Source organism: Candidatus Kaelpia imicola (assembly GCA_030765505.1).
GTDB classification, from domain to species: Bacteria; Omnitrophota; Gorgyraeia; order Kaelpiales; family Kaelpiaceae; genus Kaelpia; species Kaelpia imicola.
Genome location: JAVCCL010000011.1, coordinates 13,472 through 38,901 on the forward strand (window position 1 = coordinate 13,472; position 25,430 = coordinate 38,901).

24 protein-coding genes and 3 tRNA genes are annotated in these 25,430 nt (G+C 39.3%); 24 read left to right on the top strand and 3 right to left on the bottom strand.

The window, feature by feature from the left end; all coding sequences use genetic code 11:
• Positions 1 to 248 precede the first annotated feature (248 nt).
• The 17 genes from P9L98_02080 (at position 249) to P9L98_02160 (ending at position 15,072) form a co-directional block, all read left to right on the top strand.
• Positions 249 to 506 (top strand): iron-only hydrogenase system regulator, encoded by a 258-nt coding sequence (locus tag P9L98_02080; GenBank protein MDP8216096.1) that lies wholly within the window; start codon positions 249 to 251, stop codon positions 504 to 506.
• Positions 503 to 1,765, top strand: a complete 1,263-nt coding sequence (gene hydF / locus P9L98_02085; protein ID MDP8216097.1) for a [FeFe] hydrogenase H-cluster maturation GTPase HydF — start codon at positions 503 to 505, stop codon at positions 1,763 to 1,765. Before P9L98_02080 ends, hydF begins: the two co-directional genes overlap by 4 nt.
• The gene (gene hydG, locus P9L98_02090; protein ID MDP8216098.1) at positions 1,752 to 3,248 is read left to right on the top strand and encodes a [FeFe] hydrogenase H-cluster radical SAM maturase HydG; all 1,497 of its coding nucleotides are present in this window, start codon (positions 1,752 to 1,754) and stop codon (positions 3,246 to 3,248) included. The genes hydF and hydG overlap by 14 nt, the downstream gene beginning before the upstream one ends.
• Positions 3,223 to 3,480: a hypothetical protein gene (locus P9L98_02095; GenBank protein ID MDP8216099.1), complete on the top strand. Its 258-nt coding sequence runs from the start codon at positions 3,223 to 3,225 to the stop codon at positions 3,478 to 3,480. Before hydG ends, P9L98_02095 begins: the two co-directional genes overlap by 26 nt.
• Positions 3,470 to 4,459, top strand: a complete 990-nt coding sequence (gene hydE / locus P9L98_02100; GenBank protein MDP8216100.1) for a [FeFe] hydrogenase H-cluster radical SAM maturase HydE — start codon at positions 3,470 to 3,472, stop codon at positions 4,457 to 4,459. The genes P9L98_02095 and hydE overlap by 11 nt, the downstream gene beginning before the upstream one ends.
• A gap of 368 nt (positions 4,460 to 4,827) precedes the next feature.
• A tRNA-Lys gene (locus P9L98_02105) sits at positions 4,828 to 4,900 on the top strand.
• 26 nt (positions 4,901 to 4,926) lie between these two features.
• Positions 4,927 to 5,008 (top strand) — tRNA-Leu (locus P9L98_02110).
• 71 nt (positions 5,009 to 5,079) lie between these two features.
• A tRNA-Gly gene (locus tag P9L98_02115) sits at positions 5,080 to 5,151 on the top strand.
• Positions 5,152 to 5,205: 54 nt separating this feature from the next.
• Positions 5,206 to 5,676: a PTS sugar transporter subunit IIA gene (locus tag P9L98_02120; GenBank protein ID MDP8216101.1), complete on the top strand. Its 471-nt coding sequence runs from the start codon at positions 5,206 to 5,208 to the stop codon at positions 5,674 to 5,676.
• Positions 5,677 to 5,698: 22 nt separating this feature from the next.
• Positions 5,699 to 6,943 (top strand): YvcK family protein, encoded by a 1,245-nt coding sequence (locus P9L98_02125; protein ID MDP8216102.1) that lies wholly within the window; start codon positions 5,699 to 5,701, stop codon positions 6,941 to 6,943.
• Positions 6,934 to 8,889 (top strand): DUF1926 domain-containing protein, encoded by a 1,956-nt coding sequence (locus tag P9L98_02130; protein ID MDP8216103.1) that lies wholly within the window; start codon positions 6,934 to 6,936, stop codon positions 8,887 to 8,889. The genes P9L98_02125 and P9L98_02130 overlap by 10 nt, the downstream gene beginning before the upstream one ends.
• Positions 8,886 to 9,149: an HPr family phosphocarrier protein gene (locus P9L98_02135; GenBank protein ID MDP8216104.1), complete on the top strand. Its 264-nt coding sequence runs from the start codon at positions 8,886 to 8,888 to the stop codon at positions 9,147 to 9,149. The genes P9L98_02130 and P9L98_02135 overlap by 4 nt, the downstream gene beginning before the upstream one ends.
• A complete protein-coding gene (gene ptsP / locus P9L98_02140) occupies positions 9,142 to 10,911 on the top strand; it encodes a phosphoenolpyruvate--protein phosphotransferase (protein MDP8216105.1) in 1,770 nt (589 codons plus the stop codon). Before P9L98_02135 ends, ptsP begins: the two co-directional genes overlap by 8 nt.
• A complete protein-coding gene (locus tag P9L98_02145; protein MDP8216106.1) occupies positions 10,911 to 11,663 on the top strand; it encodes a nucleotidyltransferase family protein in 753 nt (250 codons plus the stop codon). Before ptsP ends, P9L98_02145 begins: the two co-directional genes overlap by 1 nt.
• A gap of 8 nt (positions 11,664 to 11,671) precedes the next feature.
• A complete protein-coding gene (metK, locus tag P9L98_02150; GenBank protein ID MDP8216107.1) occupies positions 11,672 to 12,814 on the top strand; it encodes a methionine adenosyltransferase in 1,143 nt (380 codons plus the stop codon).
• A gap of 13 nt (positions 12,815 to 12,827) precedes the next feature.
• Positions 12,828 to 14,093: an adenosylhomocysteinase gene (gene ahcY / locus P9L98_02155; GenBank protein ID MDP8216108.1), complete on the top strand. Its 1,266-nt coding sequence runs from the start codon at positions 12,828 to 12,830 to the stop codon at positions 14,091 to 14,093.
• 7 nt (positions 14,094 to 14,100) lie between these two features.
• On the top strand, positions 14,101 to 15,072 hold the full coding sequence (locus tag P9L98_02160) for an ATP-dependent 6-phosphofructokinase (GenBank protein MDP8216109.1): 972 nt from the start codon (positions 14,101 to 14,103) through the stop codon (positions 15,070 to 15,072).
• Positions 15,073 to 15,078: 6 nt separating this feature from the next.
• On the opposite strand, the gene P9L98_02165 is transcribed toward P9L98_02160, so the two are convergent.
• From P9L98_02165 to P9L98_02175, 3 genes are read right to left on the bottom strand one after another with little or no spacing between them, the layout of a single operon-like run.
• Positions 15,079 to 16,161, bottom strand: a complete 1,083-nt coding sequence (locus P9L98_02165) for an LptF/LptG family permease (protein ID MDP8216110.1) — start codon at positions 16,159 to 16,161, stop codon at positions 15,079 to 15,081.
• Positions 16,158 to 17,255 carry an LptF/LptG family permease gene (locus P9L98_02170; GenBank protein MDP8216111.1) on the bottom strand — a complete coding sequence of 366 codons (1,098 nt, stop codon included), beginning with the start codon at positions 17,253 to 17,255 and terminating at the stop codon, positions 16,158 to 16,160. Before P9L98_02170 ends, P9L98_02165 begins: the two co-directional genes overlap by 4 nt.
• Before the next feature lie 5 nt (positions 17,256 to 17,260).
• A complete protein-coding gene (locus tag P9L98_02175; GenBank protein ID MDP8216112.1) occupies positions 17,261 to 17,986 on the bottom strand; it encodes a ComF family protein in 726 nt (241 codons plus the stop codon).
• Between the two features lie 122 nt (positions 17,987 to 18,108).
• On the opposite strand from P9L98_02175, the gene P9L98_02180 reads away from it, so the two are divergent.
• The 7 genes from P9L98_02180 to tpiA all read left to right on the top strand — a co-directional run.
• Positions 18,109 to 18,582 carry a CvpA family protein gene (locus P9L98_02180; GenBank protein ID MDP8216113.1) on the top strand — a complete coding sequence of 158 codons (474 nt, stop codon included), beginning with the start codon at positions 18,109 to 18,111 and terminating at the stop codon, positions 18,580 to 18,582.
• Between the two features lies 1 nt (position 18,583).
• Positions 18,584 to 19,546 (top strand): NGG1p interacting factor NIF3, encoded by a 963-nt coding sequence (locus P9L98_02185; protein ID MDP8216114.1) that lies wholly within the window; start codon positions 18,584 to 18,586, stop codon positions 19,544 to 19,546.
• A 1-nt stretch (position 19,547) separates the two neighbouring features.
• Positions 19,548 to 21,293 (top strand): DNA primase, encoded by a 1,746-nt coding sequence (gene dnaG / locus P9L98_02190; GenBank protein ID MDP8216115.1) that lies wholly within the window; start codon positions 19,548 to 19,550, stop codon positions 21,291 to 21,293.
• A gap of 12 nt (positions 21,294 to 21,305) precedes the next feature.
• Positions 21,306 to 22,877, top strand: coding sequence for an RNA polymerase sigma factor RpoD (gene rpoD, locus P9L98_02195; GenBank protein MDP8216116.1), 1,572 nt, complete (start codon positions 21,306 to 21,308; stop codon positions 22,875 to 22,877).
• Between the two features lie 163 nt (positions 22,878 to 23,040).
• Positions 23,041 to 23,661, top strand: a complete 621-nt coding sequence (locus P9L98_02200; protein ID MDP8216117.1) for an NYN domain-containing protein — start codon at positions 23,041 to 23,043, stop codon at positions 23,659 to 23,661.
• A 114-nt stretch (positions 23,662 to 23,775) separates the two neighbouring features.
• The gene (locus P9L98_02205) at positions 23,776 to 24,966 is read left to right on the top strand and encodes a phosphoglycerate kinase (GenBank protein MDP8216118.1); all 1,191 of its coding nucleotides are present in this window, start codon (positions 23,776 to 23,778) and stop codon (positions 24,964 to 24,966) included.
• Positions 24,959 to 25,430, top strand: a 472-nt coding sequence (gene tpiA, locus P9L98_02210) for a triose-phosphate isomerase (protein ID MDP8216119.1), incomplete at its 3' end; no start/stop codon positions are given. The genes P9L98_02205 and tpiA, both read left to right, overlap by 8 nt.

Sequence of the window (25,430 nt, forward strand, 5' to 3'; positions counted from 1 at the left end):
CCATTAGTTGTATCAGATAAGAGCAATAATGAAGGTAAATAAACAGTGTATAACAAGACTTACCTGTTAGAAAGGTTTTAGAAAAACCTCTTAAAACAGGAAGTTTTTTTAAAAGACAGTTGCTGAGAATATAGCTTAGTCTCTGTTTTTTCTGAGGTTGAGGATCTAGTCTAAGGCCAAGGATAATAACAGCGATGTTTTATCCCCGGTCTTATTTTAGACCGGTTATTTTTTATAAGGAGGCTAAGATGGATAGAAGAGTTGGATTTATAGGGATTATCTTAGAGGATAGAGAGACGCAGGCTCAACTTGTCAATCAGGTTCTTTCTAAGTTTGCTGAAACTATTGTTGGGCGTATAGGGCTGCCTTACAAAGAGAAGAGATGTTCTGTTATAACTCTTATTGTAGACGCAACTACTGATGAGCTTGGCGCTATGACCGGAAAGCTTGGCAAGATAGAGGGGGTCTCTGTTAAGTCCGCTTTAAGCAAAGAAAAGAATAGATGAAGACTACACCAAAATCTTTGAGGCTCCAGATCGGAATATTCGGCCGTATGAATGTTGGTAAATCCAGTTTCCTTAACATGGTTAGCGGCCAGGATGTCTCTATAACATCCGATCTTCCCGGAACAACGACTGATGTTGTTGAGAAGACTATGGAGCTTCTCCCTGTTGGCCCGGTCGTATTCCTGGATACAGCAGGCTTAGATGATAGCTCTTCTTTAGGCGAGAAGAGAGTAAAGAAGACAGAGAAGATATTTAATCGTTCAGAGATAATAGTTCTATTGGTAGAGGCTGATATTTGGAGTGATTATGAAGAGAGAATAATCAAAGAGGCTAAGAAGAGAGATAGACCTGTTATTATAATTGTGAATAAAACAGATATTAAATTTCCATGTGATGAGTTTTTGAATTTAATAACTACCAAGTGCCAAGAATATCAGCTTATTATAAGTACAGATTTAAAAAACCGCGATAGATATGTCAATCCATTTAAGGAAAAGATATTAGAGTTATCCCCGGAAGATTTTCGTAATCCCCCGCCTATAATAAGTGATTTAATGCCTAAAGGCGGTATTGCAGTCTTAATAATTCCCATTGATTTAGAAGCTCCCAAAGGAAGGATAATTCTTCCCCAAGTTCAAACAATAAGAGATGCTTTAGATGGAGATCAGGCGGCTTTGATTGTTAAAGAGAGTGAGTACAAGCAAGCTTTAAATAGTCTTAAGAGAAAGCCGGATATAGTTGTCTCTGACTCTCAGGTTGTAGATTTTATGATTGAGAATACTCCGCCGGATGTTAATGCTACGACTTTTTCAACTCTCTTTGCGCGTTATAAGGGAGATATAGCGGAGGAGATTAAAGGTGTTTTTATGGTAGATGAGATAGGACCGGGAGATAAAGTGCTGATAGCTGAAGCATGCTCTCACCATCCGATAGAAGATGATATTGGAAGAGTTAAAATACCGCGTTGGTTAAAAGATTATCTGGGCTTTGATCTTAAGTGGGATAGTACCGCCGGCAGAGACTATCCTGATGATCTCTCTGACTATAAACTTATTATCCATTGCGGGGGTTGTATGATAACGCGGTATGAGATGCTCAGTCGGATTCAGATGGCAATTGAAAAAGGAGTAGCCATTACTAATTACGGTATTGTCATATCTTATTTAAAAGGTGTGCTGGAGCGGATTCTTTCGCCTATACCTGAGGCAGCGGAGTTATTTAGAAAATATAGAGAGGAGGTTAGAGATGAAAGTATATAGTGATGATACTAAGAACTGGATAGATAATAGAATTAAGAGAGATGAGGTAACTAAGTTTTTAAAAAATAATAAAGATTTCATAGACGATGAACTTATTGAGAAGAAGATAGTTAAAAATAAGAATGCTGACAAAAAACTCATAAAGGATATAATCGCAAAATCTCTTGAGGTTAAGACTCTATCTTTAGATGAAACTGCCTATCTTTTAAATGTAGAGGATGAGGATACTTGGGCCATGATGGAGGATGCTGCTTTAAAAGTCAAGAAGAGAGTCTATGATAATAGAATCGTTACTTTTGCACCGCTCTATATGTCTAACTTATGTGTAAATGACTGTCTCTACTGCGGTTTTCGTAAATCCAATAACTCTGCTAGACGCAGAGTTTTAACTAAAGAAGAGGTAATTAAAGAGACGGAGGTCTTGGCGGGTGAGATTGGCCATAAGAGGCTGATAGTTGTCTATGGAGAGCATCCTAAGACCGACGTAGACTACATGGAAGAGACAATCTCTGCAATTTATAGTGTTAAGGTTAGGACTAAACATGGGTATGGATCTATACGGCGTGTCAATGTCAATGCAGCATCTCTTTCAATCTCTGATTTAGAGAGGCTTCATGATGTTGGTATCGGGACCTATCAGGTCTTTCAGGAGAGTTACCATCATCCTACTTATAGTAAGGTTCACCCTGAGGGAACTATTAAGGGTGATTACTCCTGGAGATTATATTGTTTACATCGGGCGATGGAGGCAGGGGTTGATGATGTTGGTCTGGGAGTATTATTCGGACTCTATGATTGGAAATTTGAGGTTTTGGGTCTCCTCTCTCACACTTTAGATCTGGAGAGTAAATTCGGCATAGGAGCTCATACGATATCATTTCCCCGGCTTGAGCCGGCCAAAGATACTCCTTTTACTGAGAGTTCAAACTATAAGGTCTCAGACCGGGATTTTAAGAAGCTGATCACTATTATTCGCCTTGCCGTGCCTTATGCAGGAATGATTATAACGGCCCGGGAGAGTGCCGAGATCAGACGCGATGCTTTAAGACTCGGCATTACTCAGACCGATGCCTCAACCCGTATAGGTATAGGCGCTTATAGCGATTGCTACAGGAAGCAGGAAGGCAATAGACAGCAGTTCTATCTTGGAGATACCCGGTCTTTAGATGAGGTGATAAGAGAGTTTGCCCGGATGGGATATATCACATCTTTCTGTACCGCCGGTTACCGCTGCGGACGGACAGGAAAAAACATTATGCAGCTCTTGAGGTCAGGCCGGGAAGGAAAGTTCTGTAAACTTAATGCGGTTTTGACTTTCAGGGAATGGCTGGATGATTTTGCCTCTGCTGAAACAAAAAAAGCGGCTCTATCGATTATTAAAAAAGAGATAAAAGAGGTTAAAATAGAGATGCCTAAAGTCTATGATGATTTTATAAGTTATTATGAAAAAATAAGAGATGGCCAAAGAGACCTCTATTTCTAGATTTAAAGAACTCAGCGTTGAATTTAAAAGAGAGTACCCTTCTTCTATTCAGCTTGTTTCGATATCAGAGTCCCGCTGGTCTTATCTACCAGGAGAGGAGCTGGGTATCTCATCAAATATGATAAGAGTAAAATTAAAGAATAATCTGGGTTTGATTGTATGTTTAAGAAAGGAATCAGAGCTCTCAGCCGATTTTATAAAAGATTTTTTCAAAAGTATCTATGAAGAATAGATTGAGTAAAAATGAAATCAAAAAGTTTCTTAAAGGCGAAGATGAGAACCATCTCCTGGAGACTGCATCCAATATTCGGAAGGAATTTTTTAAAAAGAAGGTTCTAATAAGAGCTATTATCGCGTTTTCAAATTATTGCTTGAGAGATTGTCTCTACTGCGGTTTAAGGATAAGCAATAAAAAGTTAAGGCGCTACAGAATGAGAAAAGATGAGATTGTCGGTGTTGCCAGGGGAATTATTGAAAAAGGTATTAAGACTATCGTGCTTCAATCGGGAGATGATCTTTATTATTCTAGAGATAATCTGGTTAATTTAATAGTAAGTATAAAAAGGTTCTCTCCTTCTCTTGCTCTGACTCTTTCGATAGGCGAGAGGCCGTTGGATGACTATAAGGCTTTCTATGATGCCGGAGCAGATAGATATCTCATTAAGCATGAGACAGCCAATGAGAGTCTGTATAATAAACTCCATCCGAATCAGAGTTTTAAAGAGAGGGTTGAGATAATAGAGTTTTTAAGAAAAATAGGTTATCAGGTTGGCCTGGGCAATATAATCGGTCTTCCCGGCCAGAGTTTAAAAGATTTGGCAGCCGATATAATGTTTTATCAGGATTTTCAGCCCGATATGATAGGTCTGGGACCTTTCATATCCGCAGTTGATACCCCGCTCTCTGCTCAGCCTTCTCCGGATATGAAGCTTGTTCTCAGGTCATATGCTTTAGCGCGAGTTGTAACAGTGGATTCTCATATACCTTTAACCACTGCAGCTATGACTAAAGGTGAAAATGATTTTATGAGAGAGTCTCTTAAAGTGAGCACCAATGTTATCATGGTTGATTTTACACCCAAAGAGTATAGTCTCAGTTATAAAATATATGATAATAGGTCTATCTCTTCAATTAGAGAAATAGATTATTTGATCAAAAAGCTGGGGTTTACTCCTTCTTATGTCAAAGGGGATTCTTTGAAGAGATTTTAATCTTTTGAGCGGTCTCTTTCTGCTGTTTTTCTTTTCTTTTGCTTGGTGCCAGAATAGACTATGAACGGTGTTAATTTTAATACCGTAAAAGAGCTATCAGAACATAAGAAGGTAGATAAATATGGTATTATGATATATGCAATCTTTCATAAAGAGATAAAACGTGTTGTAGAGAGTTTGGGGGATAAAATGAGCACATTTTTGTCACAAAATGGGGGCAGCCTATCAAGGGGCATAGATACTCTTACTATAGAAAAAAGACCAAAGAGCTTGAATATGAAAGTGTCCAAAATATGTTACACTCAGTTGTTCTATAGATTGACCTTAAGTTTAAATTCTGCTACAATTCTAAAGCGTTTTAACTATTTGGGCCGTTGGCTCAATCGGCAGAGCAGGGGCCTCTTAAGTCCAAGGTTGCAGGTTCGATTCCTGCACGGCCCAGATATTATTTAAGGGGTAAGAGTTATGGGCAGGTGGCGGAATCGGCAGACGCGCAGGACTTAGAATCCTGTCCCGAAAGGGGTGCGGGTTCAAGTCCCGCCTTGCCCATTTATCAAGGGTTTGATATAATAATCTGCTATTTAGCCGTTTTAAATGACAGCTGGAGATTGGTTTTTCATGCGGGAGTAGCTCAGCGGTAGAGCACAACCTTGCCAAGGTTGGGGTCGCGGGTTCAAATCCCGTCTCCCGCTCTATACAAAGACTAAAATTTGGTATTTTGACTTTTAACAAGAAAGGTGGTGGTAATGAATATATCAGATCTTTTAAGTGTCGGAGCAATAAAGCTGAATCTTAAGGCAAAAGATAAAAATACAGCCATAGATGAGCTGTTGGAAGTATTGATAACAGCCAAAAAATTAGATCAGAAGAATAAGCCCAAAGTAAGGAAGGTTTTAAGGGCCAGAGAGAAGCTTGGCTCAACCGGAATAGGCCAAGGGATAGGTATTCCCCATGCCAAAGATAGTTGTATAAAAAAGATAACGGTTTGTTGCGGAATATCCAAAAAGGGTGTAGATTTCGACTCTTTAGATGGTGAGTTGGTAAATATATTCTTTATGATTCTTGCGCCTGAAGATGCAACAGGCGAACATCTTAAGACTTTGGCAAAGATATCGCGTTTAGTCAGAGCCAGGTTTTTCCGCATGAGTCTCATGCAGTGCAAAAGTCCTAAGAACCTTCTCTCTATCCTTAAAAGGGAAGAAGAGGAGATGGGGTAGATATAATATCAGGGTTATAAGAATGATAAAAGAACTACGCTGGTTATATCCTGGCATTGGTATAAAAAGATGGATATTCCTTTCAGCCGTAGGGGTGATCTTTATATCGTTAAGCTCGGCAAGCCTTGTAAAGGCTGACAGCTATAATAGCAACTTCTATTCCATATTAGGTCTTCTTTTGGGGGCATTAGCCATTATAGTAGGTATCAAAGAGTTCGTTGCTGCAGTTATAAACGCTCTCTATCCTGAACGCTCCAAAAAGTTATTGGAATTGTTTCTGGAAAAGAAAAAGCTGGAGAAGGGGCCCAATATTGTTGCTATTGGAGGAGGTACAGGCCTTTCGACACTGCTTCAGGGTTTAAAAAATGTCACTGCCAATACTACTGCCATTGTTACCGTAGCCGACGATGGAGGCTCTTCAGGCAGGCTGCGGAAAGAATTTGATATCCTTCCTCCTGGAGATATAAGGAACTGCCTTGTTGCTTTAGCCGATGCTCCGCCTTTAATGAGAGAACTGTTTCAGTACCGCTTTAAAGCTGAAGGTGAATTAAAAGACCACAATTTTGGCAATCTATTTATTACTGCGCTCTCTCAAATAACAGGCGATTTTGAAAAGGCAATAAAAGAGTCTAGTAAGGTTCTGGCTATAAAAGGCCGCGTTATTCCAGCGACAGTAGACAAGGTAAAATTAATCGCGGAGCACGAGAACGGTAGGGAGACAGTGGGTGAATCTAAAATTCCAGAGGCAAAACTTAAGATTAAAAGAGTAAGGCTTCAGCCTTCTCAATGCAAGTTGGTTTATGAGGCGATGGAGGCGATTGAGAATGCAGATGTTATTATCTTAGGCCCCGGCAGTCTCTATACCAGTGTTATACCCAATCTTCTTGTCCCTGGTATGGCGGAGGCCATTTTAAACTCCCCTGCTATTAAGATATATGTGGTCAATATTATGACTCAACTTGGCGAGACTGATAACTATACAGCTTCAGACCATATTAAGGCTATCTTTGAACATACCTCTTCAAGTTTAATTCAGTATGCAGTGCTTAATTTATCTTTTATTCCCGGTGACCTGCTTCAGAATTATCAGGAAGAGGACAGCTCTCCTGTAAGGGCTGATATTATCGAAGTAGAGAAGTTAGGGCCTAAAGCCATTGTTAGAGATCTCTCTGATTTAGGAGGTGTTGTCAGGCATGATTCAAATAAACTTGCCGAGCTGGTGCTGGAGATACTCAGTCTTAATAAAAGCAGAGGGAAATGGATTTAAACAGAGATAGTATTAATCTATTAATTGCTGTTCATGCTCACCAGCCGGTTGATAATTTTGACAATGTTTTTCATCAGGCTTTTGAGAGTTCATACATTCCTTTTTTTAATGCACTCTCTCAGTTTCCGGAGATAAAAATGTCATTTCATATAAGCGGCAGTCTTTTGGATTGGACATTAAAGAATCAAGTGGAATTCTTGAATCTTATAGAAAGTTTAATTGAGAAGGGACAATTAAAGCTTCTCTCAGCCGGTTATTACGAGCCTATATTGGTACTTCTCTCTGATCGGGATAAGAGAAACCAGATAGAGCTATATCTCTCCAAGATAAGTGAGATTTTTAAGGTCAAACCCAGAGGACTCTGGCTTACTGAGAGAGTCTGGGAGCCGGATTTAGTCAAACCGATAAAGACCTCCGGTATTGATTTTGTTATTGTTGATGATGAACATTTTAAAAGAGCCGGACTGGACCAGGAGAGTATAGGGGGTTATTATATGACCGAAGATAAGAACTATAGTTTGGCTCTTTTCCCAGGCTCTAAATTCTTAAGATACTCAATGCCGTTTAAACCCCCGGCTGATTCAATAGATTATTTAAGGTTAAAAAAAGAACAGGGAGTAATGGCAATATCCTTTGGAGATGATTTAGAGAAATTCGGATTTTGGCCAGGTACATATGATTGGGTCTATAAGGAACAGTGGTTGAACAGGTTCTTCACTCTCTTGTCTCAAAATAGCGATTGGCTTAAAACAGCCCATTTCAGTGATATCTTGAATTCCTACCCTTCTTCAGGCAGGGTATATTTACCCTCTGCAAGTTATTCAGAGATGATGGACTGGTCAGGAGGTATGTTTAGGAATTTTTTGACTAAGTATCCTGAGAGTAACCATCTCCAGAAAAGAGTATTCAATATTAGCTTGAAATTAGAGCAGTTGGAAGAGGATTCGAAGAGAGTCTATCCTCAAATAAGAGAGAAGCTCTATAAGGCCCAGAACAATGATGTCTATTGGCATGGAGTCTTTGGCGGGCTCTACCTTACGCATTTAAGATATCTCGCCTATAGATATCTTATAGATGCTGAGAATGATTTGGATACTATAACTGAAGTTCGATTTCCGCTGATTGAACAGAGCGATATTGATTTAGATGGAAATGAGGAGGTTATCTTTAAAGATAGAGTCTATAATCTTTATATCTGTCCAGACTCTGGAGGTACTATTGTTGAGATAGACTATAAGCCTAAAAATATGAATATTCTTAATGTTTTAACAAGGAGAGAAGAGTCTTACCATCAAAAGATACTTCAGGAGAGCGAGATTGATAGTGAACTTTCAGCTCCAGTAAATCCTTCCAGTATTCATGATCAAACAGCAATAGTTGCCCAGGGGCTTCAAGATAAACTGGTATATGACCATTATAGAAAATCTGCCTGGATAGACCATATCTACTCAGAGCTTGATTTAAACGAGGAGGCTTTTTCAAGAAATAGAGTGAAAGATGTTTTAAACCTTCATAAGAGACCTTATAGATGTAAAGCTGATGAGAAGGGTATAAAGGTATCTATAGATGTTAAAGGTCTATCTTTAGTAAAGAGTCTTAAATTAAACGGAAATTTTCTTAATTTTTCATATAATATAAAGCACAGCCTGGATAATGATTTGGTCTTCTCTTCTGAGTTTAATCTGCTCTTATATTCAGAAGAGATATTAAAAGAGGGAGGGTTTTTTAAAACCCGGGAATTAGCATTAGAAGATAGCTGGTTTAAGTTGAGATACTCGTTTAAATTTTCAAAAGAGACAACCATCTTTTCATATCCTATCTATACTATCTCTGATTCCGAATCTGGTTTAGAGAAGTCATACCAGGGGCTGTCTATGCATTTTATTTGGCCGTTTGAGAAAAAGTCTCTGGATTTAAATTTTAAGATAGGTGTGGATAAACTATGAGAATTATAAGAAAATTAAAAGTGGCTTCCGAACAAGGTTTACATGCAAGGCCTGCCGCGGTGTTTGTTGAGACGGCGAATAAATTTATGTCAAAGGTTATAGTTACAAAGGGCGATTTAGTCGTAGATGGGAAATCCATTTTAAATATTTTAACTCTGGGTGTAGAATGTAAAGATGAGATTATTATTGAAGTCGAAGGTGAAGATGCAGAAGAGGCTATAGAGTCGTTGAAGAGAGTAATATTAAAAGAAGATGTTTAATAAAGAGATAATACTTAAAGGAGTTCCAGTATCACCGGGTATAGGCATAGCCAAGGCTTATGTTATATCGAATGATATACTTCAGGTAGAGCGCAGGAGTATTAAAGAGGCTGATTTAAGCGAAGAGATAAAGAACTTAGAAAACGCTCTTCTTAAGACCAAGAAAGAGATAGTCAAGATACAGGATAGTATGGCCCGGGAGATGGGTTCTAAATATGCCAATATATTTGATGTTCAGCTTATGCTTTTGGAAGATAGAGTTCTGCTGGAGGAGATTATAGAGAGGCTGAGAAAGGAGCTTTGTGGTATCGAGTATGTGTTTTTTGATGTACTTAAAAAATATAAGAAGGCTCTTGCCAAGCTTGACGATCCCTACCTTAAAGAGAGAGTTCAGGATATCAGTGATTTTGGCAAGAGGGTTTTGAAAAACCTAATAGGCAAAGATGTATCGACCGTTAGAGAGTTTAAAGAAAAGACTATATTGATTGCTCATGATCTCTCTCCTTCAGATACAGCTGTTTTAAATAGAGAGTTTGTCTTAGGTCTTGTTACAGAGAGCGGAGGGCCGACTACCCATACTGCAATTATGGCTAAATCGTTCGAAATACCGGCTATTGTAGGAGCAGAGAATGCTACCTTTAAGATAGAGATGGGCGACCTTGTTATCATAGACGGCAGCAGCGGAGAGCTGATAGTCAACCCTTCCCATGCTACTTTGAAGTTATATCAAGAGAAGAAAAATGAGGTAGAGGCTAAATTGGCCCGCATCATGGAGTTTAAAGATAATGAGAGTAAGACCAAAGATGGCGTGGTTATTAAGATAATGGCCAACATAGAATTGCCATTTGAGGTTAAGTCGGTTCAGGATCATGGAGCGGACGGCATCGGGCTTTACAGGACAGAGTATCTCTATTTGAATCGTACAGATCTTCCCACTGAAGATGAGCAGTATCAGGCCTATAAGATGGTTGCTCTTCAGATGGCTCCAGATACAGTTATTATAAGGACGTTAGATCTTGGAGGGGATAAGTTTATATCTCCATTGGATATATCTTATGAGCTGAATCCTTTTCTTGGTTGGCGGGCGATAAGGTTCTGTCTGGCTAGGCCTATCATATTTAAGACTCAGCTCAGGGCTATGTTGAGAGCCTCGGTTCATGGCGATCTTCAGATAATGTTTCCTATGATATCAGGGATTGAAGAGGTGGACGAAGCCAGAAAGATTATAGCTGAGGTTATGCAGGATTTAGATAGAGAAGAGATCCCCTACAATAAGGATCTAAAGATAGGGGCTATGCTTGAGACGCCTTCGGCAGCCATGGTCTGTGACCATCTTAAAAACAGGGTCGATTTCTTCAGTATCGGTACTAACGATCTTATACAGTACTCTATTGCAGTCGACCGTATAAATGAGAAGATTTCCTATCTCTATGACCCTGCTCATCCCGGAGTCTTAAGGCTAATAGACCGGATCATAAAAGATAGCAGAGAGCATCGGGTTCCTGTTGGTATGTGCGGAGAGATGGCGGGGGTTAACTACTTCTTTCTCCTTCTTCTGGGGCTGGGATTACGTAAATTCAGTGTCAGCCCTTTAATAATACCTGAGCTTAAGCTCATTGTCTCTGTTGTTGAAATAACCCGGGCAGAGAAGATTGCAGCGGAGGTAATGCAGATGGACTCTGCTAAAGCGATAAAAGATTTACTGAAAATAGAATTAAAAACATTGCTGGGTAAAGATTACGGAGAGTTAGTAGGAATCTGATGGAAGCAGTGATTTTAGCAGCAGGGGTTGGTAAGAGGCTCTATCCTCTAACGAAGAAGATACCCAAGGCGCTCTTTCCGATAGATGGCTCACCAGTCATAGAGTATATCTTAAAGAAGCTAAGGTCTTTAGATTTAAAAAGAATAAACATAGTAACCAATGATAAGTATTATAGTAATCTTATAAATTGGGTCGAAAATTACCATGCTTCGGTTCCGATAGTCATAAAATCAGATGGAACCAGAAACCAAAGGGATAAGCTTGGTGCGGTTGGAGACCTCAAATTTATACTGAAAAGTGAAAAGATAAAAGATGATATTTTGCTTCTGGTCTCCGATATGGTATTCTCTTTTAAACTGGAAGGCTTTCTCTCCTCTGTTAAGAAGAGAAAAGATCAGAATTGGCTGCTTCTCTACAGGCTTAAAGATAGAGAACAGGCATCTAACTATGGCATACTCTCTTTAGATAAAGATAATAAGGTTATAAGATTTCAAGAAAAACCTAAAGTTCCTTTTAGCTCGCTGATAGCATTTGGAATCTACTATCTGCCTAGGAGTAAATTAAGTATGGTCAATGAGTTTTATGAGAGAGAGGGTTCTATGGATGTTCTGGGAGGATATTTTCGTTACTTAGCTGAGAGAGATTCTCTCTACGGTTTTGTTCAGAGAAGCGGGAGCTGGGCTGATATCGGCGGAAGTATAGAATGTTACAGGAAAGCAATAGAGGTTGTTAGCGAAAGGAGAAATTTCTAATGGTTAGGATGAGAAAATATCTTATTACGTCTGAATCAGTAACAAAAGGCCATCCAGATAAGATGGCAGATACAATATCAGATGCTGTTTTGGATGCTTTGATGGATAAAGATCCTGACTCTAGAGTAGCTTGCGAAACTCTCTTGACTACAGGGATGGCTTTTGTAGCGGGTGAGATAAGTACGGATGCATATGTAGAGGTTGCAAGGATTGCAAGAGATACAATCGGAGAGGCAGGGTATACCAAACTGGATTATGGTTTCTGCTGTCAAAACTGTGCTGTTGTAACATCAATCCAGGAACAGTCTAAGGATATTGCTTTAGGAGTAGATGCGGGAGGGGCAGGGGATCAGGGTATGATGTATGGCTATGCTGTTGATGAAACCCCTGAGCTTATGCCTCTGCCTATCATGCTTTCGCATGATCTTGTTAGAAAGCTGACAGATGTGCGTGAGGAGAAAAAGTTGAAATATTTAAGGCCGGACGGAAAGAGTCAGGTCTCTGTAGAGTATCACAATAATAAACCTAAGAGGATAAGCTGTGTGATTATAGCTGCTCAGCATGATCCTGCTGTTAAGATGGAAGAGCTGAGAATGGATATAATAAGGAGAGTTATAAAGCCTGTATTACCTGCTAAGTATGTAGATAAGGATACCAAATATTTAGTCAATCCTACAGGCAGGTTTGTTATCGGCGGTCCTCAGGGAGATACAGGTTTAACAGGGCGTAAGATAATGGTTGATACTTACGGCGGTATAGGGCGTCATGGCGGAGGAGCTTTTTCAGGGAAAGATCCGTCTAAAGTAGATCGTTCTGCAGCATATATGGCGCGTTATATAGCTAAGAATATTGTAGCATCTGAAGCTGCAAAGAGGTGTGAAGTTCAGCTTGCCTATGCTATCGGCGTGGCTGAGCCGGTCTCGGTCATGATAGATAGTTATAATACCGCTGTTGTACCTGAGGCCAATATTGTCAAAGTTATAAAAAAGAGTTTTGATTTAACACCTTGCGGTATTATTGAGTTCTTAAAACTTAAGAGACCTATATATAAAAAGACTGCATACTATGGTCATTTCGGCAGGGAGGAAGACGGCTTTAGCTGGGAGATTTTGGGTAGAGTGGACGAATTAAGGAAAGCTTTGAAACTTTGAAAGGGGATACTGAATGGAAACAGACTCTTTGATAAAAGATATATCACTTGCAGCTGGAGGAAAGAAGAGGATTGAGTGGGCGTTGAACAGAATGCCTGTATTGGAAAAGATAAGAGAGAGGTTCTCTAAAGAGAAACCTTTAAAAGGGTTAAATATAGGCGGTTGTCTCCATCTAACGACAGAGACGGCTGTATTGGCAATAACGTTAAAAGAGGCAGGGGCTCGTGTTCTTCTCTGTGCATCTAATCCGCTCTCTACTCAAGATGATACCGCAGCTTCATTAGTGGCAGATTACGGGATAGAGGTCTTTGCTGTTAATGGAGAAGATAATGAGACTTATTATAGCCATATCGAGGCTGTTTTGGCTAATCATCCTATAATAACTATGGATGATGGAGCCGATCTTGTATCTACGATACATAAAAAAGCCGAAGGAGATAAGAGTATAGAGCTACCTTGGGGCAGCACCGAAGAGACTACAACCGGGGTTATAAGGCTGAAAGCCTTGGCAGCGGAAGGAAAACTTCTCTATCCGGTGATTGCTGTAAATGATGCCTGGACAAAACATCTCTTTGACAATAGATATGGAACCGGGCAGTCAACGCTGGATGGTATTATAAGAGCGACGAATAAGCTTATTGCAGGTAATAATGTAGTTATAGCCGGTTATGGCTGGTGCGGTAAGGGAGCTGCCAAGAGAGCAAAGGGGTTGGGCGGAAATATTATTGTTACAGAGGTTGACTGCTTAAAGGCTCTTGAAGCCGTTATGGATGGGTTTAGAGTTATGCCTATGAATGAGGCAGCCAAGATAGGGGATATCTTTATAACTTTAACCGGAGATATAAATGTTATCAATAGGGACCATTTTCTGCTTATGAAAGATAAGGCTATAGTCTGTAATTCCGGTCACTTTGATGTCGAGATAGATATCAAAAGTCTTAAGGTGTTAGCCTCTTCAAAGAGAGAGGCCAAACCTCTGGTAGATGAATATATTGTCGAAGGAAAGAGAATCTATCTTCTCGGTGAAGGGAGGCTTGTAAATCTAGCCTGTGCTGAGGGTCACCCGGCTGAAGTAATGGATCTAAGCTTTGCCAATCAGGCATTGAGTTGTGAATATTTAAAAGAGAACCATGCTTCTCTTGAAAAGAGGGTCTATAAGGTACCTGATGATGTAGATGCTTATATTGCCCGGATGAAGCTCGGCTCTATGGGTATTGATATTGATCGGTTGACCGAGGAGCAGAGGAGATATATATCCTCATGGAAAGAGGGGACTTAAGAATATAATGATAGGGAGTGCCATTAAAAAGATAGCGGTTTTAACTTCCGGCGGAGATGCTCCGGGTATGAACTGTGCTATCAGAAGTGTAGTACGGTTTGCCAGCTTTAAGAGTATTAGTGTTATTGGTGTCGGCTATGGTTATAAAGGTTTGATAGAGAGAGATTTTAGAATACTGGGGCCTCGGGATGTAAGCAATATAATATCCCGCGGAGGGACCATTCTAAAGACAGCCCGTTCAGAAGAGTTTCTGGATAGAGCCAATAGAGAGAGAGCCTATAATAATCTAATTCAGGAGAATATCAATGCGCTTATCTCAATAGGAGGGAATGGTTCTTTTAAGGGTTTGCTCTGTTTAAATGAGGAGTTCAATTTTCCGGTTGTAGGTATTCCAGGGACAATAGACAATGATATCAAAGCTACTCAGAGAACACTTGGTTTTGATACGGCTTTAAATACCGCTATGGATGCGATAGATAAGATCAAAGATACTGCAACAAGCATGGATAGAATATTCCTTATTGAGGTTATGGGGAGGGACTCTGGTTCTATTGCGGTTTATTCTGCTCTGGCCGGAGGTGCTGAAGATATAATAATACCTGGAGCGGATATAGAAGACGATGATTTAGTAGAGAAGATAAAAAGGGGAAGAGAGAAAGGTAAGAGAAGCTGGATAGTTATTGTTGCTGAAGGTGCAGGGAGCGTGGATGACTTCGCCAGGAAGTTCTCTCACGCAATATCTGATATCAGGATAACCGTCATAGGCCATACTCAGAGAGGCGGAGCACCGTCAGCTTTTGACAGGCTCTTAGGAGCTCTTATGGGTAGAGAGGCTGTAGCTGCGCTCTTAAGAGGAGAGAGCTCTTCAGCTATTGGATGGGTGAATGATGAAGCGATAAGTTATTCACTTAAAGAAGCGGTATCTAAGAAGTCAGAAAATTTCGGATATCTTCACGAGTTGATTCATATATTGACCTAACCTATCTTAAGAGCGAATCGTCTTTATCAATAGATAACCTCCTATAGTCAGAAAGAATATGTTTGCAGAGAAACCTGCTATAGGAGGAGGTAGGAGTCCGATCTTACCAAGCGAATATGCGAATGCATCTAAACTGTAGTAGATGAAACCAACAAACAGTGCTATCCCCAGCCCCTTTAACAGGCTGGCCTGCTTGGAATTAAGACCTACAAATAATCCAAAGAGAAGCAGGATAATATTGGTAAAAGGAAATGATAACTTATGGTAAAGCTCAACGCTAAGCCTTTTTATTATCTCTCGTGATACTCCTTTAAATATAAAGATTTTTTTGAGCAGGCTTTTAAAGGATTGATATGTTATCCCCAGGTCTGTCATCAGGAGTTCTTCGGGTTTCTCTTTCAAGTCGTAATCTTTCCTTGTTAGTGTTATGGCCTCCTCTACTCCCGTGCCTTTGGGGTTGAGCTTGAATATGGTCGTATTATAAAGACTCCAGTTCCCGTCTCTGTAATGTGCGCTCTCTGCGGTTATCTTGTATAGCACTCTCTTGTCCAGATCCTGCTCCAGTATCACAACGCCGTTTAAAAGTTTATCGTCGGAATAGAACTCTTTGGCAAATATTATTCTGTTTCCCTCCGCGTAGAAAGTGATATTTTTATGTAGTACTTGCTTTTTCTTTCCCTCTAAGATATAGCCTATCTCTTTTAATTTTTTATATGAGTGAGGAATTATTTTTTCTTGGTTTAAAAACATCAGTACGACCAGTATTACTGCAGTTGTGAAATAGGGTTTTAGGATAGTAAAGAAACTGATACCTGCAGCTCTCATCGCTGTTATCTCATTTGCTCTGTTCATCTTTGTCAGTGAGTATATAGCTGCTACTAAAAGACAGATAGGTGTTATCTCTAATATTATTCTGGGCAAGGAGTAGAGATAGTAAAAAACTACCATATCAATCTGAATCTGATTTTTCATTATATGCTCTAAATTTGTTGAAAGATCTACTACTATATATATCAAGGATATCAGTACGAAGCAGAATACAAAGGGTGCTAAGATCTTTTGAAGGATATATTGCTCTATCTTTCTCAACCTCTTACCTCATCAAGATTGATATATAATATCAAGCCGGTTATAAATATTAGCGCTGTTGGTATCCAGTGCCCTATCTCAGCGGGTATGGTTCTATTTAAGATTAGGGTTTCTGATGCTACAAAGAGCACGTAGTAAAATATTATTATCATTAATCCTACGCCAAACCCTACCGATTTCTCTCTTCTATGGGTCCTTATTCCAAGCGGCAGCCCTATCAGCATAAAGGCCAGGCAGGTAAAAGGCTGAGCATATCTCTTATATAGTTCTGAGCTTAGAGGCAGTATATCTACCCCTCTCTCTGCCAGTTTCCTGATATTATTCTTCAATTCTTTAATTGTATACTCTTCAGGTTTCTTATCGATAGTGCCCTCTCTGTTTGCTTTTCCTAAATCTAGATGGATTATATACTCTTTAAAGTTCAATTTATAGAATTCCTCCGGTCTTTTGGGGTCAACTTCATCGCTGCTGCCGTTATACAAACTTAGGGTCAGGCCGTTATTGCTGATATCGGTTATCTTTGCTCTCCGAGCTATTATAGTCCTTAAAGGCCTATCTTCTTCGTTTATGTATATTCTTATATTCTTAAGCTCATTCTTCTTCAGGCCATAGAAAAATATAATATGATTCTTGAAGCTTTTGATAAAGGTACCCGGTTCAAGGTATGCGGTAGGGTTTTTTCTGCCGATATTGAATACAATCTCTCGGGATTTATAATGAGTGAAGGGTAAGAGTCTATCCATGAATATGAAAGATACGAGAGAGAAGACCACTCCTAGAATAATAAACGGCACCGATATCTTTTTAGCCGATATTCCGCTTGCTTTCAATGTTACTATCTCGTTATCTGCGGCTGCCTTTCCAAATATTAGCAGTGTTGCTATAAGAGTTGATATTGGAAGGGTGTAGATTAGGCTAAAAGGGACTATCATAAGAAACAGCTGGATGATGCTTCTTGGGTCTACACCTTTGCTGATTATCAGATCGACAAGTTTAACCAGGTTGCCTATCGAGAATATCAGGGTAAATATTCCCAGGGATATTAAAAAAGAGTTTATCCAGTCTCTTAAAAAGTAGTTTCTAATAAGCCTCATATTATCTATCCTCCTGCCGCTGCCAGGACTATTGTTTTAGAGCCTAGTCTCTCCAACTCTTTGATGCATTCGATGGTAGTTGAACCAGTTGTAATTATATCATCGATTAGCAAAACTTTTGAGTTTCTAATTATATTTTTATATTTTAAGTTTACTTTAAAAACACCATCTATATTCACTCTGCGTTCTTCTTTAGAGAGTTTGCTTTGTGAGGTAGTATATATTTTTCTAAGTAGTAATTTTTTAAGAAGAGTTATATTTGTTCTCTTTGATACTGCTCTTGCTAAAAGTTCTGCCTGGTTGAATTCCCGTTCTTTTAACTTCCTGCGGTGTAAAGGTACGTAGCTTATGAAATCTATTTTTTCAAAAGGTAAGATCTCTTCTTTTAAAAAGAGATAGAGCTCTTCCGAGAGATAGTTCAAGAGACTTAAGGCTCTTCTATATTTAAATCTCTGCAGTCCGTCCTGAATGAGGCCTCTGTATTGAAACAGGTAGTAGGCTTTAAAATGATCTCTCTTGTCTTTAGAGAGACATCCCCTGCATAGTTTGTTATATGTATGCCTGCCGCATCTATTGCAGAAAGGCGGCGGGTTCTTTTCGATTTTGGATTTACAATCTTGACATATAAAGCCGGTCTCTTTTACTGGAATTTTATTCATACAGAAGATACAATATTTAGGTTGAATTATTTCTTCCAAGGCTTTAAAAGCATTACTTAATAAAGTATGCATAGCTTCTTTATTATATATCAAAATAAACATTGAGGCAATTTGACAAGGCCTAATTATATGTTACACTTTATAAAGAAGGTAATAGGAGGAATAAAAAACTGGAATTCGGATTCATAGATCTAATAGCAGGCATAGCCTGCGGTGTTGGATATATAAGGGGCAGAAAGAAGGGTATTTTTCCGGCTCTGTATAGCTTTTTATCAATCGGGGTGGGGGTGTTTATGTTTTATAGATTGGGTAATTTTTATGAATATCTGGCCCAGAGATTTAACACCAATATAGTGTACGGCCTGGGAATGGTCTCTACTGTAATAGTAGTGGTCTTGGTATTTAGATTGTTGGGTATATTTATAGATAGGTTTTTCGATATTAGGCCGAATCTGGGCATTACTGAGATAATAGCTGGCCTTATCGGGCTTTCATCCGGATTGCTCTGGATGGGTATATTTACCAGAGTGTTCTACTATTTGAACTTATGGGGTTTTAGGAGGTGGGTTGGGGGTAGTGTGACTTATAGGTTTATATTGCCTATACCCAATGCAGTCTATGGTGTCATTGCAAAAGTTTTACAACTAATTACACCTGGAGGTGCTTAGTATGAAGTTGAAGAAACTCTATGAAGAGGCTGTACGTATCGGTATTGAGAATGACCCTCGGGGAAAAACTGAAGTAGCCAAGATACTCAGAGAGAGAGAGAGAGAGTATCAGAGCATGGATGAGAGAGAGCAGGGCTACTTTGACCTTGAGAAGCTAAAGAGTCCTTTCAGTGATACCAGAATACTATTCGGTGATCCCGAGACTGAAGTTAAAAATGTTCTAATAGGTATAGATATAGAGGGACCTGAGATTCTTCTGGCGGATAGATTGAGAGAGAGAGGTAAGAAAATAGATTTAGCTATATCTCATCATCCCGAAGGTATTGGTCTTGCTAACTTAGCCGATGTTATGAGTGTGCATTCTGATGTTCTATCAAGTCTTGGAGTAGCAGCCAGCGTAGCCGAGTCTTTAGTAGCTGATAGGATTGCGGAGGTCTCTAGAAAGCTCTTACCTGCTAATCATATGAGAGGCATAGCCTTTGCCCGGCTTTTGAATATTCCTTTTATGAGTATTCATACGGCTGCAGATAATTGTGTTAATGCTTACCTTACGGCTCTTTTCAATAAAAAGAAGCCAGGAAGCTTAAGTGATATTATTGATAGCCTTCTTATGCTTAAAGAGTATCAGGATGCAGCTTCTATAAATGCAGGTCCTAAGATAGTGATTGGGAATAAGAAGAGTAAAGCCTCTAAGATACTTATCGATATGACAGGCGGTACAGAGACATCAAAAGAGGTCTTCAGCAAGATTGCAGATAGCGGTGTCTCAACAATAATATGTATGCATCTATCTGAAGAGCATTTTAAGAAAGTGAAAGAGGCGCATCTAAATGCAATAATAGCAGGACATATATCATCAGATAATCTGGGCTTAAATCTTCTTTTCGATAGAGTAGAGAAGAGAGAGAAGTTTAACTTTATAGAGTGCTCTGGATTCAAAAGAATCAGGAGGTTAAAAAAGTAGGATGGCTATTTCAGAAAACATAATAAACGATATCAGAGATAGGGCCGATATAGTTGAGGTGATAGACTCTTTTATTCACCTTAAGAAGACTGGAGGAAACTTTAAGGCGCTCTGTCCTTTTCATCATGAGAAGACACCATCTTTTGTCGTCTCTCCCCAGAAGCAGATCTTTCACTGCTTTGGCTGCGGAGAGGGCGGTAACATCTTTCACTTTTTGATGAAACATCAGTCAATGTCTTTTATAGAGGCTGTTAACTATGCGGCTTCTCTTGTAGGTATTGATATTCCGGACCAAAAGAGAGGAGTAGATCTCAGCGCATTTTTGGATTTGAATAAAAAAGCAGCCCGGTTTTACAGTAGATCTCTCTTTTCATCTTTAGGGAAGAACTGCAGAGACTACATAAAGAGCCGGGGGTTAGGAGAGGATACCGTAAAACTTTTTAATCTCGGTTATGCACCTCAGAGCTGGGATTCCTTGAGTAAGCAACTCAAAGATGAGGGGTATAACAATGAGTTCTTAATTAAAGCCGGACTTACAGTCAGGGCTAAGGATGGTAAGGGTTTTTATGATATCTTCAGGGATAGGTTAATCTTTCCTATAATAGACCATAATAAGAAGGTAGTTGGTTTTGGAGGCAGGGTGTTTTCGAAAGCTATGCCGAAGTATCTGAATTCACCTCATACCCCTCTCTATCAGAAAGGAAGGACACTCTACGGAGCGGATGTAACATTGCCGGATATAAAGAGAGAAAAAACCGCTATTATTGTTGAAGGCTATCTGGATATGATCATGCTTTACCAAGCCGGTATAAAGAATGTGGCAGCCTCTTTAGGTACTGCATTGACTCAAGATCAGGTCAGGTTCTTAAAGAGATATAGTGATGAGGTGATAATTGTCTATGATGGTGATGAGTCGGGTCAGATTGCATCTTTAAGAGGGCTGGATATTGTATTTGAATCAGGGATTAAAGCCAATGCGGTTATGCTGCCTAAAGGTTATGATCCTGACAGCTTTATTCAAGAGAAGGGAGGAGAGGAGTTTTTAAAATTGTTAGCCAAGAAGAGAGGAATATTTGATTATAAACTAGATGTTTTAAAGAGTATTTACGGCGTAGAATCCTTGGATTCCAGAATAAAGATTGTGAATGAGATGTTTGCCTCTCTTGAGAAAGTCGGGAATCGTCTGATAAGAGCAGAGTATATTAAAGAGCTCTCTACTAAGATGGGCTTTGAAGAGAAGATTCTCTGGGATGAGTTTAGCACTAAATCCGGCAGAATTAAGAAGGATGCTTTTAAAGAAGAGGTTTTACGTCAAAAGAGCTATAGCTCTGTTGAGGCTTCGCTCGTTTATATTATGCTGAATAATAGCGAAGTTATTCCTGAGATTAAAGGGGTTCTGGAGCCTGAGGAGTTTATAACTGATGAGATTCAGAGTTTGGTCAAGGTAATATACAATATCTATCCGGATAGCGATAAATTGAAGTTGGCCAATCTTCTTAATGTAGTGGCAGAGGAAGAAGCGCGGATCCTGGCTGAGATTATGGCTGAGAATGTAGAGTTATCAGAGGATGTTTTTGAAGAACATTTAAATCAATGTATCATCAATCTTAAAATTCAGAAGATAAAGAATTATTGTAATTTTTTGGAGCAGGAGATTAAAAAAGCACAGCAGGATTCGGATAATAAGAGATTGGATATATTATTTAGGGAATTAAACGATATCAAGAAAAAAGAGCTGGAAACATAGGAGACTATTATTATGGGCGGAAAGTTTAAAAAGAAGAATCTGGCCAAACTTCTATCGTTAGGTAAAGACAAAGGTTTTCTTACTTATGAAGAGGTTAATAGTATGATTCCCGATGAAGTCATATCGTCGGGTGAGATCGATGATATACTTACAATCTTGGGGAATGAGAATATTGAGATAGTGGATGCGTCTAAGAAGGATAATGAGGAAGAGGAGTCTATTGAGTTTAGTGAGCTTCCGAATCAGAATAAAGATTCATCTCCTGCGGTTCACATCGAAGATCCGGTAAGGCTCTATTTAAAACAGATGGGTCAAGTCCCTCTTCTTACGCGTGAACAAGAGGTTGAGATTGCGAAAGATATAGAGAAGAAAAAAGAGATTTATACAGAGGCGGTATATAAGTGTAAGATAGCGAAGAATGTTGCCTTAGATGTTACTCAGCGGGTTTTGAATGAAGAGCTGAATTTTGACGACTATATCGATGAGGATGACTCCAGTCCTCGTGAGAAGAATATAAATAAGGTTAAGAGACTACTCAAACGCCTTAAACTTTCCAAGAATGAGGAGACTATATACCAGATTCTGAAAGAGTTTGAGTTTACAGGTAAATCTCTGGAATGGATGGAAGATTCAATCAGGTTCTATGTATGTGTAATAGATAAGTCTCAAAGAAAGATAAGACAGGTTGAGAAACTTAGGAAGACTAAAAAGAGACGGGAAGAAATATCTAAACTAAAGAGAGAGGTCAAAAAAGTAGAGCTTCTCTTCGTTGAGTCTAAAGAGATGATAAAGAGACGCCTCAACAATATAAGGAGAAAAGAGATCTACTATATTGAGGCTCAGCGCAGGCTTATAGAGGCCAATCTGAGGCTTGTTGTAAGTATTGCAAAGAAATATACAAACAAAGGTCTCTCTTTCCTAGATCTTATCCAAGAAGGAAATATAGGGCTTATGAAGGCCGTTGAGAAGTTTGAATACAGGAGAGGATATAAGTTCTCTACCTATGCTACCTGGTGGATTCGTCAGGCTATCACACGTGCTATAGCTGATCAGTCCCGGACCATAAGAATACCGGTTCATATGACAGAGACTATCAATAAACTTGTCAGGGTCTCAAGAAATTTTGTCCAGACCCAGGGCCGTGAACCAAATCCTGAAGAACTCTCCAAAGAGCTGGAACTGCCGATTGATAAGGTTAAGAATATAATGAAGATAGCCCAGACTCCGATATCGCTTCAGACTCCCATTGGAGATGAAGGGGATACGCATTTTGGAGATTTCATCGAAGATAAGAAGGCTATCTCTCCTGCCAATGCAACGGCATATTCAATGCTTAAAGAACAGCTTGATGGTGTCTTGAGTTCTCTTACAGAGCGTGAGAAATCTGTTCTGCAGTATAGGTTTGGGGTAGGAGATGGTTGTCCTAGGACACTGGAAGAGGTTGGCAAGATGTTTAGCGTAACCAGAGAGAGGATACGTCAGATTGAAGCTAAGGCATTGAGAAAACTTCGCCATCCTGTAAGATCTAGAAAGCTGAGAAACTTCTTGGATCTTGTTGTAACTGAAGAGAGGACTCCTATTTAAGAAGATAAACTGGTGAAGAATTTGTTTATTTTTGCTCTTTTAGTTTACCCTTGACAGGTATAATGCTGTATGTTAAAAATGTCATTAGATATCAGCCCGGTTAAGACGTTATGTTTTACCGGCCCCGGGTCTTTTTGGATCCGGGTTTTTTTATATAAAGTATATGAAACTTAAAAAAAGAATCATATGCCTCGTAGATGGCTTTAATCTATATCATGCTTTAGCAGATAATCTTGCCTATCGTAAATTTAAATGGTTAAATCTTCGAAAATTGTGCGAATCATTCATTTCAGACGATGAGGTTGTAGAAAATATATTCTATTTTTCAGCTTATGCACGCTGGGATCCAAAAAAAGTAGCTAGGCATAAAATATATATAGAGGCATTACAATTAGTCAATGTTCAGTCAATTTTATCTGAATTTAAACATAAAGATAAGAGATGTAGAAAATGCGGTAAAATATATAAAACGTATGAAGAAAAACAGACGGATGTTCGTATAGCAATTACTTTATTTCAAAAAGCAATTGATGATAAATTTGATAAGGCTATTATAATATCTGCAGATAGTGATTTAATCCCAGCAATTGAAGCAGTAAAAGGGATGTTCCTAGCAAAAGAGATTAAATTATTGATACCTATTACTAGAAGAGCCGAAGCGTTAAAGATTGCTGTTGACAACTATTCTAAGATAAAGACAAAACATTTGGCGAGCTGCCAATTTGATGATAGTATTATCTTAAGCAGCGGAAAGGTTATTACTCGACCAGCAGAATGGTATTAAATATTATTATATTTGCATTCTTCTCTTTTTCAATTTCGTTGACATTTCTTGCTGAAAATATATAATCGAGAAGGTAATTATCCGGCTGCAATTCTAAGAGAACGGGAGGTATCTGTGGCTAAAATGACTATAAGGGACTTAGAGCTTAAAGGGAAGAGGGTTCTTATCAGAGTTGATTTTAATGTACCTTTAACCGATGGTTTAGAGGTTTCTGATGATACCAGGATAAGGGCGGCACTTCCTACGATTAACTATGCTCTTGAAAATAGTGCTAAGGTTATTCTTATGAGTCACTTAGGCCGGCCTAAAGGCGAGGTTCTGGATAGTCTGAGACTTAATCCTGTAAGAGATAGGCTAAGCGAATTATTGGGTCAAGAGGTAAAAAAGGTTGATAGCTGTATAGGTAAAGATGCCAGAGAGGCGGTAGACGAATTAAGAGATGGTGAGGTTTTATTACTTGAGAACGTAAGGTTTTATAAAGAAGAGACTGCAAATGACCCTGAATTTGCAAAGGAGCTCTCTCTCTTAGGCGATATCTTTATTAATGATGCATTCGGCTCCTCTCATCGGGCCCATGCTTCAGTTGTAGGGGTGGCCGACTATCTTCCTGCTGCAGCTGGATTCTTGTTGATGAAAGAGATAGAGTATTTCGAGAAGATTCTCCGAGATCCCGAGCATCCGTTCTATGCAATATTAGGAGGAGCAAAGGTGTCGGATAAGATAGAGGTGATAAAGAACCTCTTGAATGTAGCTGACAAGATCTTAATAGCTGGAGGTATGGCCTATACTTTTCTTAAAGCTCGAGGTGTTGAGGTCGGCTTATCCAAGCTTGAAGAAGATAAGATAGAACTTGCAGGAGAGCTTATGACTCTGGCAGAGAATAAGGGAAAGAAGATAGTCTTACCTTTAGATCATATTGTGGTAGAAGAGATAAAAGATGGGGCAAAAGTAGAAGAGGTTGGCTTAGAGATTCCAGAGGGCAAGATCGCAATAGATATAGGGAAAGAGACAAGAGAGTTGTTTAAACAGGAATTAAAAGATGCTAAGACAGTTGTCTGGAATGGACCTCTAGGTATATTTGAGATCGAAGCTTTCTCCTATGGGACCAGAGAGATTGCTGAATTTCTGGCTGAAGTTGAGGCTATTAAGGTTATAGGGGGCGGAGATACCGCAGCCTGTATTGAGAAGATGGATATAGTAGACAGCTTCTCTCATATTTCAACTGGAGGAGGAGCCTCTCTTGAATATCTTGAGGGTAAGGTTCTACCGGGAATAGCGGTATTAAAGGAGAGAGAAGATGGGTAGAGATTTGATTTTTGCTGGAAATTGGAAGATGAATAAAACTATTAAAAAGGCACTTGAATTGGTCAATAGTCTCAAGCGTGAGCTTATAGATATTGAAGAGGCCAAGATAGTCTTGGCTCCGCCCTCTACAGCCTTAAGCTCTGTGAGTGATGCAATATTGGATAGCAATATTGATTTAAGTGCTCAGAACATACACTCTGAAGTTTCCGGTGCCTATACCGGTGAGATATCAGCTTTGATGGCTAAGGATGCGGGATGTAAATATACTATTATAGGGCACTCTGAAAGAAGAAAATATTTTAAAGAAGATGATACTCTTATCAATAAGAAGATAAAGCTGGCTCTTGAAAATAGTCTAAAGGTGATATTCTGTATCGGTGAAAGTTTAGAAGAGAGAGAAGAGGGTAGGATGAAAGATGTTGTTAAGACCCAGCTGTCGGGAGGTCTTGAAGATATATCCAAAG

Coding starts and splice junctions, on each gene's coding strand:
- P9L98_02080 (MDP8216096.1), top strand. CDS start 249: ATGGATAGAAGAGTTGGATTTATAGGGATTATCTTAGAGGATAGAGAG.
- hydF (MDP8216097.1), top strand. CDS start 503: ATGAAGACTACACCAAAATCTTTGAGGCTCCAGATCGGAATATTCGGC.
- hydG (MDP8216098.1), top strand. CDS start 1,752: ATGAAAGTATATAGTGATGATACTAAGAACTGGATAGATAATAGAATT.
- P9L98_02095 (MDP8216099.1), top strand. CDS start 3,223: ATGGCCAAAGAGACCTCTATTTCTAGATTTAAAGAACTCAGCGTTGAA.
- hydE (MDP8216100.1), top strand. CDS start 3,470: ATGAAGAATAGATTGAGTAAAAATGAAATCAAAAAGTTTCTTAAAGGC.
- P9L98_02120 (MDP8216101.1), top strand. CDS start 5,206: ATGAATATATCAGATCTTTTAAGTGTCGGAGCAATAAAGCTGAATCTT.
- P9L98_02125 (MDP8216102.1), top strand. CDS start 5,699: ATGATAAAAGAACTACGCTGGTTATATCCTGGCATTGGTATAAAAAGA.
- P9L98_02130 (MDP8216103.1), top strand. CDS start 6,934: ATGGATTTAAACAGAGATAGTATTAATCTATTAATTGCTGTTCATGCT.
- P9L98_02135 (MDP8216104.1), top strand. CDS start 8,886: ATGAGAATTATAAGAAAATTAAAAGTGGCTTCCGAACAAGGTTTACAT.
- ptsP (MDP8216105.1), top strand. CDS start 9,142: ATGTTTAATAAAGAGATAATACTTAAAGGAGTTCCAGTATCACCGGGT.
- P9L98_02145 (MDP8216106.1), top strand. CDS start 10,911: ATGGAAGCAGTGATTTTAGCAGCAGGGGTTGGTAAGAGGCTCTATCCT.
- metK (MDP8216107.1), top strand. CDS start 11,672: ATGAGAAAATATCTTATTACGTCTGAATCAGTAACAAAAGGCCATCCA.
- ahcY (MDP8216108.1), top strand. CDS start 12,828: ATGGAAACAGACTCTTTGATAAAAGATATATCACTTGCAGCTGGAGGA.
- P9L98_02160 (MDP8216109.1), top strand. CDS start 14,101: ATGATAGGGAGTGCCATTAAAAAGATAGCGGTTTTAACTTCCGGCGGA.
- P9L98_02170 (MDP8216111.1), bottom strand. CDS start 17,255: ATGAGGCTTATTAGAAACTACTTTTTAAGAGACTGGATAAACTCTTTT.
- P9L98_02175 (MDP8216112.1), bottom strand. CDS start 17,986: ATGCATACTTTATTAAGTAATGCTTTTAAAGCCTTGGAAGAAATAATT.
- P9L98_02185 (MDP8216114.1), top strand. CDS start 18,584: ATGAAGTTGAAGAAACTCTATGAAGAGGCTGTACGTATCGGTATTGAG.
- dnaG (MDP8216115.1), top strand. CDS start 19,548: ATGGCTATTTCAGAAAACATAATAAACGATATCAGAGATAGGGCCGAT.
- rpoD (MDP8216116.1), top strand. CDS start 21,306: ATGGGCGGAAAGTTTAAAAAGAAGAATCTGGCCAAACTTCTATCGTTA.
- P9L98_02200 (MDP8216117.1), top strand. CDS start 23,041: ATGAAACTTAAAAAAAGAATCATATGCCTCGTAGATGGCTTTAATCTA.